Here is a 12,551-nt window from a genome sequence, read left to right as displayed (position 1 = left end):
TGATCCTGCACTATAGATATATAACCTAACTTACTGCTTATTATGAATATAGTTGCGTTTAATGGTTAACGCACTGCAATCTTGAATTGCATACATCAAAGAGAACATCTGTCGGGTTGCCTGTTGAATATAACAGCTCTCGGGTAAATAGGCAGGAACTGAACAGACTCTCTTGTGATATATGCACAGCCCGATCCCAAAGGGGTTGATGCAGTGATGCGCCGCAATATGTTCAATCCTTTTGGCATTGTGACAGTGGGTGCAAATGCAGGTTTGAGTTTTAAAAAACATTTCATTGCATTGAGCGCCACCTATTGAGTGTCATTCATTGGGCGTGGCTGTCGGTTTGCCGTTTTTGACGATGGTGCAGTCATGTTTGAGCATGAAAAGAAAGCTATCGCGGTACGCGCTTATCAACCCCATAAAACGGGTAAAGGCTTCGTGCGCGTTAAATTCAGGGGGACGGTCATATCATCCCCCAGCATCACGTTATTCCAGAGTATTACGCCACCTGCTAGTGCCGCATCATATAAAATAGCTTCTTCTTCTTCTGGCGTATGGCCTCTGGTGTTATTGCTGGCGGCATGTGGCGGCGGCGGCGGTGGTGGTGGCGGTGGATCTGCCAGTAAACCAGTTATCGTGGCAGCGATACCACCAGTCAAAAAAACCAGAATTGACGGAGAGCTTTACGACCCCCCGATTGAAGGCGCAAGGGTCTATATTGACGTGAATCGCAACCAGCAGGTTGATAGTGGCGATATTCTTGTTGATGACAGCACTGATAATCAGGGGCGGTTTGAGGGGACGATACCCGTTGCGCATCAGGATAAGCCGCTTATCGCCGACACTAGAGGTGCCGAACATGTTGGTAGTGATGCGCCGTTACCCGTTTATTTTATGGCACCAGCGGGCTCAGATGTTATTTCGCCATTAACCCACGTTATTTTCATTGGTGCGTTAAATCCAGAGGTGTTGAAAAACAGCATTACCTTTGCAAGCTACAAGCCGCTGATCCACAATGTTTATGATCCGAATAGCCCAACCACTTTTGCTTATGAAACGCAGATTAAAGCGTTTCTGATAGAGCTAACAGAGTTGATTATCGAATATAGTGCCCCCCAGACCTTGGCACCAAGAATTATCGAACTTATCAGAATGTATGACAAACATGTGAGAGATGTTGTTGAGCAAGCACCCGCACCCAGTGCACCCGGTACGCCACAATTGGAGTTTGGACTTGAGCCGGTTGTTACCAGCCTTGATGAAAACACTAATACTACAGAGCGCATCAAGCTGGCCGATCTGACTGTGACTGATCCGGATCAGAGTGACTCCCATAGCTTCAGCTGGTCGGATACAGACAGGTTCGAGATTGAAGACGGGGTTCTGTATCTAAAAGCCGGTGTGGTGCTGAATCATGAGACTGCCATCAGCCATAGTGTTACGGTGACGCTGGACGGCACCGATCTGACGCAGACCTTCACGCTGAATGTCGGTGATGTGAATGACACGGCGCCGGTGTTTAATCATGATGCGCCTGATCCGGTGGGTGAAGATGTGGCGCTGGGGACCGATGCCAGCATTAGGGGCGACGGCAAGATTGTCTATGACGCCAGCGCCACGCCGGATGTGGCTGGGTATAAGGTTGTCTATAGCCTGAAAGACGGTACAGGCGATCACAGCTTCTTTGGTATTGATGAGGTTAGTGGTGCGGTCTGGTTTATCAAGACACCAGATGCTGATGGTGATGAGGGCAAGACCAGCTACAGCTTTACCGTAATAGCGACGGTGGGCGGCCAATCAGCCGAACAGCAGGTGACCATCACTGTTACGGATATAGCCGATGAGATGTTGGCTTTGGCGCGCGACACAAGCCTGGTGGCTGATGCGGGTAACGGGCTGACAAGTGTCGGTGATGGCATTGCCAGCGTTCAGGAAAACACGCTTGCCAGCAAGGTTTTATATAAGGTGACGGTGCCGACCCCGGATGTGGTTGGTCATCACATTTATTTTTATCTGAGCGGCGATGATGCGCGGTCGTTTAGGATTGATGGTGACGGCAATCTGCGTTTCACTGACAAGGCAAATCATGAAGACCCGCGCGATGATGATCGTAACAATATCTATGACGTGAGGATCCATGCGCGCGAGGTGGCGGTGGCACCATCAGGTCATAATCTGGGTGCAGGCAATCATCCAAACAAAGCCGGTGCGACGGTGACGGATATATCACATGACGTGCAGGTGACGGTAAGCAACCAGCTGGATGAGGTGTTGACGGTTGCTACGATCACGGGCCTGAGGGTTGATGAGAACAGTACGGCTTTATCGGGTACCACGCAGTTGGGGGGTACCACGCAGTTGGGGGTGAGGACGGTTGAGCGTGGTGATCTTAGCGGTCAGGTTGAATATCGGTTGGCGGGTGGTCGCCGCCATGATTATGTGCAGGTGAACGAGAAAGGCGTTATCAGCCTGCATCAAGCCCCCAATCATGAGACGATGCCATCCATCACCTTTCGGGTTGAGGCACGTTACAAAAAGGATGGTCAGGCGGATGACGCTGGCTGGCAGGGCGCAGGTGAGATCACGATTACAGTTGATGATGTACCCGAAGCACCCGAACTGAGCGTGCAGTCACCGCCACAGCCATTCATTATCTATTCGGGTACAACATCCGCTTTCAAACGAATTGATACGGGCTACCGACTATCGGCCACCGATGAAGATGGTGACAATGTGACTTTCCACATACTTAGTAATAACCGTTTCATGATTAGGAATAATAATGAGATATGGATCAAGAAAGGCCAGACATTCAATCATGAGAATGGGCCTGTCACTAACCTGTTAGTAAGAGCAAAAGATAACAGTCCATCGAAGCTAAAGGATGACTACACAATATCATTCACCGTTACTGATCCATCTGGTCTATTAGATATTACCAGCCTGGACACAAAACCTGTGGCGGAAAGGGTTGCAGCGCATAACAATGCATCAGACCGCGGCGATGCTGCTGTGATATATCAGGCGGCGGCAAGGCTGAGGATTGAGGGTCAAACTGTCAGGTGGCGCCTTGAAGGCACGGACGCCGACGATTTTGGCATCAATGCGCTGGGTGAAATTTGGTTCCGGGTGTCGCCAAACTATGAAAGCGCGAAGAAAAGCTATTCATTTGTTCTAATTGCCAGCACCGCCAGTGGCCAAATTGAAGATAGGGAAGAGATAACCATAAACATCACAGATGTCGATGAAACGCCATCCCGAATGCGCCTTGGTAAATCAAGTCAGGATGTTAATGTCCAAGAAAATTTGTCTAATGGACTTAGATTAACGAAAATTAGATTTATTGATGATGCTTTGGGTAATAATCAAGCGTTTATTGATCAATCAGACATTTTTGAAATTCGTCCCAGCCAAGACCAAACTGGACAGGTGTTGTGGGTGAAGGCGGGCGCATCGCTGACCGCTGGGATACATGAAGTTACTATCCGTTCCGAAGTCACGGGTGTAGGTGATCTGCCTGAACCTGTCACATTCACGTTGAATGTTACGGCGGTAGCACTCAGTATTCGCGTTAACCGCAGTGTTATTGATAAGGATGTGCGCGCACCAACTATATTGTCGCAGAATGGACAAACCGCATTACAAACCGCCAGTGAAGGTGATCTAGTAGCGTCGGGAACGTTATATTTTATATCCCATGACAATCGTGCCTATGACCAAGATTCCGTGCCGCTTTCGGTCACATCAATTTCGAATGAAACGGATACACAGACTCTAGATCGTAATGCGGCGGTAACTGATGTGCTGAACGGGGGCAAGGGAAAAGCGTTTATTGGCAAGTTTGGTACGCTCTATATGAAAGCGAATGGCAGTTGGACATACGAACTTGATGTTAATGATGCTGACACACTGGCGTTGGCGCATGATGAAGCGGCCAAAGATATTTTCCGAGTCGCGGTTACCGACAATACTAATTCAAGTGATAGTGATGATCTGGAAATAGATGTGATTGGTGGTCATGAAGTGCCAACCCGGACAGGAGGAACGGCGGTTCAGACGAAAACTATGGAATTTGTTGGAGAAGACCGCCCAAATTATCGACCGAATGCTCAACTTACGAGTGACATGCTTGGCATCGATCAAGAAAATGACATGATCACCTGGGTGAAAATCACCTCAATGACTTTTGTGACATCTTCGCAGGAAACGACTTTACAGGAAGAGCAGGGTAATCTTTTTTTCTTTATTCCTATCCCGGGCGTGAATGCTCTGACCCATGTAACGACAAGCCCAACTCTTGAAAACCCTCTTTTTATTTCTGTTTCTGATTTAGAGCCTGCAAGCGAAATATATGAAAAGGTTAGCTTTTCATTTGCTTCTAATATGAGCATGTCTGATGCTGTTGAGTCTAGAACTGAAGTTCGGATGAAATACAAACTTGTAGATCGTTATGGACTTGAGAGTGCTGAATATCAAACTGTATTTATATTTTCTGCTTCATCCCCTGATGAACCCCCTACTGAATCCTCTGGCACATCTGCCAGCCAAGGGCATGTTGGGCAATATGTCGGGGATGACATGATAATGCTAGGCGACATCTTACCGGTGCCTAGTAATGACCTTGCAATGGCACAGATGGATTTCGTCTAAGGCAATGAAAATATATGCCCTGGAGCATCGCCTTTTGCCAATCACTTGATGTGGGTTTACCGACTAATGCGCCACACCCCGCCGGTGACCTCGTCATTAAGTAGCAAAATGCTTCCATCAGGTGCGACGGTAACATCGCGCACACGGCCAATAGCGCGATCCATCACAATCTGTTCATCAACCGGCGTGCCATTTGCCATGCGCACCAGATATAATTGCCTGAATTTCAATGACCCGACAAGCAACTGCCCCTGAAAAGCGGGAAACATTGTGGCGTCATGCGGGTAGAATGCCAATCCCGAAGGCGCGATGGACGGATCCCATATCCATTCAGGATCAACATAGCCAGCCAGGCTTTCATGCTTGCTGACCCTTACACCAGTGGCATATTCGCGTCCGTGGCTGACGGTCGGCCAGCCGTAATTCTTGCCACTAATAATATGGTTGATTTCATCGCCGCCACGCGGCCCGTGTTCATGCGTCCATATGGTGCCGGTCAGCGGGTCGGTTGTCATGCCTTGGGGGTTGCGATGGCCGATCGACCAGATTTCAGGTGCCCAGCCATCATGCCTCGGATTGTCATCTGGCACACGCCCGTCTGGATGTAGCCGGATGATTGATCCCGCATGATGTGCGGGATCCTGGGCATTATCGCGGTCACCGCGATCACCCAAGCTGGTAAACAGATAACCGGCCTGTGATCCAGTTCGGGGAATGGCCATGCGACAGCCAAAATGATGACCTGAACGACTGGGGTTATTGGCGGTAAAGATTGTTATGCGGTCAGTCAGAGTTTTGCTGTCTGCATTCAGCCGTGCCCGATCAATCGCCGTTGATGACCCGCCCGCCAGCACCGCCGAATAGCAAAGATAGACCCAGTCTTCGTACACCATTACATCAAGCAAGCCGCCCTGGCGCTTGTGATATACATCAGGCACATTACCAATCTGGTGGGCGTTGCCGGTGGTCAGATTGATCTGCAACAGATTGCCGCGACGCTCGGTCACTAATAATTCGTCATCACGCAAAAAATCCATGCCCCACGGATGATGCAATGCGGGACCAATTTTGCTGAGGGTAGGTTGATCGGCAGCACCGTTACCAGCAATGACCATTGTCCAAATAAAAAGGGTCGCACCCAACAGCGCGACCCGTTTCATAAAACGCATCATAACCGGCTCTACAGCTTGTTCAGTGCGCTAATAACAGCGCGGATTGGTGCCATAGTGATTGAAGTATCAATGCCAACACCAAAGATTGACTTGGCGTTATCGCCCTTGCCAACGACCAATTCGACATAGGCGGCAGCTTCGGCTTTCGATGTAGCCGAGCGCGTGTTCTGGCCAAAATCGGCAAGCCGGAATGATAGGTCAAAACCGTTTCGCATGGCCTCGACAAAGGCTGAAATAGGACCATTTCCAACCGCGCTGATAGCGACGTCTATACCATCATGCCGGATCGTGGCTGTGACACGTTCGCCATCGCCCGAACGGCTGGCTTTGGCAACATCAAAGCTGACCAGTTCGAACCGCCCCGCCGGAATGATATAATGTGCCTCGGCCAGTTCCCAGATGCGCTGGCTGGTGATTTCCTTGCCGGTGGTGTCGGCTTCACGCTGGACAATGCCGGAAAATTCAACCTCGGCAGCGCGCGGCAGGCGCACATGATGGTCCGCCTCAAGCAAATAGGCCGCGCCGGCTTTTCCAGATTGCGAATTGACGCGGATGATCGCCTCAAAGGTGCGACCAATATCGCCCGGATCGATCGGCAGATAAGGCACTTCCCAGGTGTTTTCATTGGCGTTCATAAGGGCATCCATGCCTTTGCGGATCGCGTCCTGATGACTGCCGGAAAAGGCCGTATGCACCAGCTTTCCGGCATAGGGATGACGTTCCGGTACAGCCAGCTGATTGCAGAATTCGGCGGTTTCAACAAGCTCGTTAATATCGGAAAAATCGAGGGTCGGATCGACGCCTTGGGTAAACATATTCAAACCTAAGGTAATAATGTCAACATTGCCGGTGCGTTCGCCATTGCCAAATAAGGTGCCTTCGACACGGTCAGCCCCGGCCATCAATCCCAGTTCGGTAGCGGCGACAGCACAGCCCCGGTCATTATGCGGATGCAATGACAGAATAACAGCATCACGATTGGAAAAATGACGGCTCATCCATTCGATCTGGTCAGCATAGATATTTGGCGTTGACATTTCGACGGTGGCGGGCAGATTGATAATTGTCGGGTTTTCGGCTGTTGGTTGCCAGATATCCATAACGGCTTCGCACACATCCAGCGCATAATCCAGCTCGGTGCCGGTGAAGCTTTCGGGGCTGTATTGCAGGCGCAGATTATCCGCCCCGCATTTGGAAATGCGATCAGCGACCATTCTGGCGCCGTCAACAGCGATTTGTTTAACGCCATCGCGATCAGCTTTGAACACAACACGGCGTTGCAAGGTTGATGTCGAATTATACAGATGCAGAATGGCATTGGGGGCGCCATCCAGACTTTCAATTGTGCGATCAATCAGGTGTTCACGCGCCTGCGTCAGAACCTGAATTGTTACATCATCAGGCACATGGCCGCCTTCGATCAATTCGCGCAGGAAATTAAAATCGGTGTCCGAGGCAGACGGAAAACCAACTTCAATTTCCTTGAAACCCATCTGGACAAGGATCTTGAACATGCGCATTTTACGGGCAGCGTCCATCGGTTCAATGAGTGCCTGATTACCGTCGCGTAGGTCAACCGAACACCATACAGGTGCGGTGTTTATACGCGTCGAAGGCCATGTCCGATCGCTAAGATCGGGTCCCTCGAACGGACGGTATTTTTCAAAACCCATGCCAGGCATTGTTGTTTCCTATCCTTAATTGGTTTTCTCTTTTCATTATAACGGATTAAACCATTCATAATGAATTTCAATAATTCTATTTATGTTATTATATTACCATGTCAAAGGCCACAACAGACAATTTTCTGGCACATTTTTGGGCACATTTTCAACATTGATTTTGGCCATATCGTCACAGATTGGTAATTTAGGTCATATTAGGGCGGTATTAACGGCAAAATTGGTGTATAGCAATCAAGCACACAACCAGCGCCCCATAGGCAAGTGACATATGACAGACATAGATCAGATCCGTAACTTTTCAATCATCGCGCATATCGACCATGGTAAATCGACCATCGCCGACCGTTTGATTCAGGCCTGTGGTGGCCTGTCTGATCGCGAGATGAAAGATCAGGTGCTTGATAATATGGATATTGAGCGTGAACGGGGTATTACCATCAAGGCGCAGACGGTGCGGCTTAATTATCAGGCCAAAGATGGCAAGGATTATGTGCTTAATTTGATGGATACGCCAGGCCATGTCGATTTTGGATATGAGGTGTCACGTTCGCTTTCGGCCTGTGAAGGATCGCTATTGGTGGTTGATGCCAGCCAAGGGGTTGAGGCGCAAACATTGGCCAATGTATATCAGGCAATAGAAGCCGATCATGAAATTGTGCCGGTGTTGAATAAGATCGATTTGCCGGCGGCTGAGCCTGATCGTGTCAAAGCACAGATTGAAGAGGTCATTGGCCTGCCAGCTGACGACGCGATTGCCGCCAGTGCCAAGACCGGTGAAGGTATTAACGAAATTCTCGAAGCGTTAGTCACGTCTTTGCCAGCACCAAAAGGTGATCGTACGGCGCCGCTAAAGGCATTGCTGGTAGATAGCTGGTACGATGCCTATCTGGGCGTGATGACATTGGTGCGGGTGCATGATGGCGTTCTGAAAAAGGGTATGAAAATCCGCATGATGGCATCAGGCGCAACGCATGTGGTTGAACGTGTTGGTACCTTTTTACCAAAACCAACATCGGTTGACGAGCTTGGCCCTGGCGAAATTGGTTTTATCAATGCGGGTGTAAAAACCGTTTCGGATGCCAAGGTAGGTGATACGATCACCGAGGAACGACGCCTATGTGACGAGGCCTTGCCAGGCTTTGCCCCATCGGTGCCTGTTGTGTTCTGTGGCCTGTTTCCGGTTGATACGAATGATTTTACAGGCCTACGCGAGGCGCTGGAAAAACTGTCATTGAACGATGCATCTTTTTCGTTTGAGGCGGAAACATCTGCCGCGCTGGGTTTTGGTTTCCGCTGTGGATTTTTGGGTCTGCTGCATATGGAGGTGATCCGCGACCGTTTGACACGTGAATTTAATCTTGATCTGATTTCCACTGCACCTTCGGTGGTCTATCAGATGCATTTGACTGACGGAAAACGCTTTGATCTGCACAATCCGGCTGATATGCCCGAGGTAACCCGGATCAGCGAGATTGAAGAGCCGTGGATCAAGGCAACAATTATGACCCCCGATGAATTTCTGGGACCGGTTCTGACCTTATGTACTGAACGTCGAGGTGAGCAGATTGATCTGACCTATGCGGGCAATCGCGCAATGGCGGTATATCGCTTGCCGCTAAACGAAGTTGTGTTTGATTTTTATGACAGGCTTAAATCTATCACCAAAGGCTATGCTAGCTTTGATTATGCCATTGATTGCTATCGCCCTGGTGAGCTGGTAAAAGTGTCGATACTTGTCAATGGTGATCCGGTTGACGCCTTGTCGATGATTGTGCATCGCGATCAAGCCGAAGGCAAAGGCCGGGCGATTTGTATCCGGTTGAAAGATCTGGTGCCGCGTCAGATGTTCAAGGTGGCATTGCAGGCGGCGATCGGGGGCAAGGTAATCGCCCGTGAAACGATTGCTGCCTTACGCAAAGACGTGACGGCCAAATGCTATGGTGGTGATATCACGCGTAAGAAAAAGCTGTTGGAAAAGCAGAAAGAAGGCAAAAAGAAAATGCGGCAGTTCGGCAAGGTCGATATCCCGCAAACGGCCTTTTTTGAAGCGCTGAAAATGGGTGATAATTAAAAACTATATGAATGGGCTGGCCACAGCTAGGCTACCCCGTCACGATGCCCCGTCACGATGCCCCGTCACGATGCAAGACGCGTTTAGATGCGCGGCGAGATGAACGTCTGCCAGCAAGGCCTGCAAGGCCACCAAAGACCAGCGTACATATAACAAAAACCAAGGCCGCAGGCCAGCCAAGCAGGCTGGCGATCATTGGGTGCCATAGAAACGGTTCACAATTAAGCGCGACGATCAAACCACATGGGTCGATATAGCGGCTAATGATGGCTTCCCCAACCTGCAAGGATACGCTGTGATGTTCGAACCAAAACTGGCCTAGCACGATGCTGGGGCTGATGTCGTTGGTTACATCTAGCCAAATAACATATAATGCCAATAGGCCGAACAAAGCGGCAATGATTTTAAAGAAAATCCTTATCATTCACTTATCCTTATCATTTCCTCATAGTGGCGGTTGCAGGCACTAGTCACAAGCCAAAAGTGCAAAAGTTGCAAAATTGATCAGAGAGCATGATTTAGAGAATGACGACTGGTTTACATGCGGGGGTGACCCTGTTAATTTGCCGCTATTGCGGAGGGGTGGCCGAGTGGCTTAAGGCGCACGCTTGGAAAGCGTGTTGAGGGTAACACTTCACCGGGGTTCGAATCCCCGTCCCTCCGCCAGCCCCCCCCCTTATCTTTATCTTGTAATTCGCTAAATTTATCCCCGTTGGTCTCTGATTATATGGGATATTTCTTGGTATATAAGTTATTTGTTGGCTGCTGCAATCCATACCAATCAGGGCTAAAATGTGGGATCGAATGTGGGGTCCAACATGTCAGTAATTTAAATCGGGTAATGGGATTTTAAACTCTTGCCCCGTGACAATGTTATCGAACATAATCCCAAACATATTTTACAATAGTTTTGGGGTGAAAATTTTGATGAAGCGCGTATTTTTTACCGGTGGTAGTGGTAAGGCTGGTCGCCATGCTGTTCGTTATCTTGCTGATAAGGGGCATCGGGTATTGAATGCTGACCTTGTTAACCTGCATCAGGACGGGGTTGATTATCTGCAAGTTGACATTACTGATACAGGGCAAGTTTTCTCGGCGCTATCGGGTCATATGAATCGCGATGAAATCCGTGAAAGGCAATGGCCGCTTGGCTTTGATGCCATTGTGCATTTTGCTGCGGTGCCACGAATTATGCAGACGACTGATGTTGAGACATACAAGACCAATGTGATGGGCACTTATAATATTCTTGAAGCCGCCGCAAAATTGAATATCCGCAAAGTCATTTTTGCATCCTCTGAAACTGTTTACGGGTTATGCTTCTCGCATGGCGTGCCAAAGCCGCTGGCCTTGCCGGTCGATGAAGACGATCAACCTCGTCCGATGGACGCCTATGCCACCTCAAAGGTCGTTAATGAGGAAACAGCACGCGCGTTCCAGCTTCGTACTGATTTTGACATTTACGGGTTGCGGATTGGCAACGTGATTGAACCCGATGAATATGGCCTGTTTGCCGATTTCTGCAAAGATCCTGAAGTCCGCTTACCAAACGCTTTTAACTATATCGATGGTCGTGACCTTGGTCAGGCAGTTGAATGTTGCCTGTTAAAGGATGATCTTGGGTTTGAAATTTTCAATGTTTCAAATGATCAAAACTCTGTCGATCTTGGCAATGCCGAGATAATCAAACAATTCTATTCCGATGTTCCTGTAAAGCGACCACTGGCAGATGATGAATGTCTTTTTTCAAATCAGAAAATGAAAGACATGCTCGGATTTAGGCCTGTTCATGATTGGCGCGGTGAAGTGTAAGGCTATTATGAAGTGCGACATCAACAAAAATTAGGCCATATCGGGGCGGCAAAAGGCCCAATAGTCGCTGGCCTAGGTACCGTGAGTGTTTTCACCCCTGATAATCTGACCTTTTGTTAGGGTCACCATCATGCCGCAACATTGGGGCACCTTTTATCTTTGGCTTGTCATGGAGATGCCAGCCAAATTTGGTCAGCAATATCATCAGCTATTCTTTATTGATAAGCTGGTCATGACAAGCCTTGTGGTGATTGTGCCAAGGAATGTTTTGATCTCGATACGTACTGGCAGAAAGATGTCGGGTTCAATTTCGGCAATGAAAATGATTGTGTCATCAATGTTACGCTTTTTCTTGTTCCAGCGCGATTTTAGCTGATGCCCGCCTGTCGGCTTGCTGGTCAAGCCGCACGCTATCACGGCACCATCATAGGCGTCTGGCCTATCTGCGGTCAGGAAATTAGGCCTGAGATCATCTTCAAGATCGTGTAGCGTCAATTCGGCAGTCCTAAGGCCGTCATAGATATTGTGGCTACTGTTACATGATCCTGTCTGTTTTATCGTATGAAGCGCACGCAGCATGGCAGTATAGGGATCTATCGATCCTTGGATGACTTTATCATCCAAAGGATGAACCTTTTTAAGATTCAGTGATGGTGTTCTGACGGTACGTATGCGGCCATTTTTGGGGTTCCAGATTGCAGTGGCATTCCTTTCCATACCTTTGTAAATCCCATTAATGTCGATTTGTACGGGCATGTGACGGTTGTCATGTATGTGGCCTTTAGCTGTGCTGTTACCTCGATATTTTCGCAACTTTTCTGAGATGCCAACTGTCCTCGATTTACCAACCATCTCGAACGTCGTCTGGTCAAAGAGCCAACTGGTCTCGACTTCACCAACATTCACATTTCCCCATTGTACTTCGTGGCGAAGATCAATCTGCGTTCCGGTGGCAAATGCGCCAAAAGGGGCGAGTAGACCCGCGACTACAAATAGGCAGGCGAACCTGATTGAGCCCACCTTCAAAATTGGCACATTCAAAATTGGTGCAAGGGTAAAAGGTGAGGAGCCAAAATAAAACATGGTGCTGCAATCCATTCCATCAGGGCTAAAATGTGGGGCCCAACATGTCATCAGGTAACATATACAAACTAAAGG

Annotated in this window: 7 protein-coding genes and 1 tRNA gene; 4 read left to right on the top strand and 4 right to left on the bottom strand. The window is 48.9% G+C overall.

Going from position 1 to position 12,551, the window contains the following annotated elements; genetic code table 11:
- Positions 1-372 precede the first annotated feature (372 nt).
- A complete protein-coding gene (locus SAR116_RS06245) occupies positions 373-4,653 on the top strand; it encodes a VCBS domain-containing protein (RefSeq protein ID WP_013046097.1) in 4,281 nt (1,426 codons plus the stop codon).
- A gap of 56 nt (positions 4,654-4,709) precedes the next feature.
- On the opposite strand, the gene SAR116_RS06240 is transcribed toward SAR116_RS06245, so the two are convergent.
- Both SAR116_RS06240 and leuA read right to left on the bottom strand, forming a co-directional pair.
- Positions 4,710-5,813, bottom strand: coding sequence for a PQQ-dependent sugar dehydrogenase (locus SAR116_RS06240; protein WP_190275475.1), 1,104 nt, complete (start codon positions 5,811-5,813; stop codon positions 4,710-4,712).
- A 20-nt stretch (positions 5,814-5,833) separates the two neighbouring features.
- Positions 5,834-7,507 carry a 2-isopropylmalate synthase gene (gene leuA / locus SAR116_RS06235; protein WP_013046095.1) on the bottom strand — a complete coding sequence of 558 codons (1,674 nt, stop codon included), beginning with the start codon at positions 7,505-7,507 and terminating at the stop codon, positions 5,834-5,836.
- Between the two features lie 271 nt (positions 7,508-7,778).
- Here leuA and lepA point away from each other — a divergent pair, with 271 nt between their 5' ends.
- Positions 7,779-9,581 (top strand): translation elongation factor 4, encoded by a 1,803-nt coding sequence (gene lepA, locus SAR116_RS06225; protein WP_013046094.1) that lies wholly within the window; start codon positions 7,779-7,781, stop codon positions 9,579-9,581.
- A gap of 52 nt (positions 9,582-9,633) precedes the next feature.
- On the opposite strand, the gene SAR116_RS06220 is transcribed toward lepA, so the two are convergent.
- Positions 9,634-10,005: a hypothetical protein gene (locus SAR116_RS06220; protein ID WP_013046093.1), complete on the bottom strand. Its 372-nt coding sequence runs from the start codon at positions 10,003-10,005 to the stop codon at positions 9,634-9,636.
- Between the two features lie 152 nt (positions 10,006-10,157).
- Here SAR116_RS06220 and SAR116_RS06215 point away from each other — a divergent pair.
- Both SAR116_RS06215 and SAR116_RS06210 read left to right on the top strand, forming a co-directional pair.
- A tRNA-Ser gene (locus SAR116_RS06215) sits at positions 10,158-10,247 on the top strand.
- A 261-nt stretch (positions 10,248-10,508) separates the two neighbouring features.
- Entirely contained in the window at positions 10,509-11,393 is an 885-nt protein-coding gene (locus tag SAR116_RS06210; protein ID WP_013046092.1) for an NAD-dependent epimerase/dehydratase family protein, read from the top strand.
- 204 nt (positions 11,394-11,597) lie between these two features.
- Here the strand turns inward: SAR116_RS06210 and SAR116_RS13240 are convergent, their stop codons facing one another.
- A complete protein-coding gene (locus tag SAR116_RS13240) occupies positions 11,598-12,476 on the bottom strand; it encodes a DUF3108 domain-containing protein (RefSeq protein ID WP_190275474.1) in 879 nt (292 codons plus the stop codon).
- Between the last annotated feature and the right edge of the window lie 75 nt (positions 12,477-12,551).

It is taken from the genome of Candidatus Puniceispirillum marinum IMCC1322 (assembly GCF_000024465.1).
In the GTDB taxonomy this organism is placed as follows: domain Bacteria; phylum Pseudomonadota; class Alphaproteobacteria; order Puniceispirillales; family Puniceispirillaceae; genus Puniceispirillum; species Puniceispirillum marinum.
This window is presented reverse-complemented; position numbering and strand designations above follow the sequence as displayed.

Excerpts from the sequence above, each read along its gene's own strand:
- leuA (WP_013046095.1), bottom strand. The coding sequence starts at position 7,507 with ATGCCTGGCATGGGTTTTGAAAAATACCGTCCGTTCGAGGGACCCGAT.
- SAR116_RS06210 (WP_013046092.1), top strand. The coding sequence starts at position 10,509 with ATGAAGCGCGTATTTTTTACCGGTGGTAGTGGTAAGGCTGGTCGCCAT.
- SAR116_RS13240 (WP_190275474.1), bottom strand. The coding sequence starts at position 12,476 with ATGTTTTATTTTGGCTCCTCACCTTTTACCCTTGCACCAATTTTGAAT.
- SAR116_RS06245 (WP_013046097.1), top strand. The coding sequence starts at position 373 with ATGTTTGAGCATGAAAAGAAAGCTATCGCGGTACGCGCTTATCAACCC.
- SAR116_RS06240 (WP_190275475.1), bottom strand. The coding sequence starts at position 5,813 with ATGAAACGGGTCGCGCTGTTGGGTGCGACCCTTTTTATTTGGACAATG.
- SAR116_RS06220 (WP_013046093.1), bottom strand. The coding sequence starts at position 10,005 with ATGATAAGGATTTTCTTTAAAATCATTGCCGCTTTGTTCGGCCTATTG.
- lepA (WP_013046094.1), top strand. The coding sequence starts at position 7,779 with ATGACAGACATAGATCAGATCCGTAACTTTTCAATCATCGCGCATATC.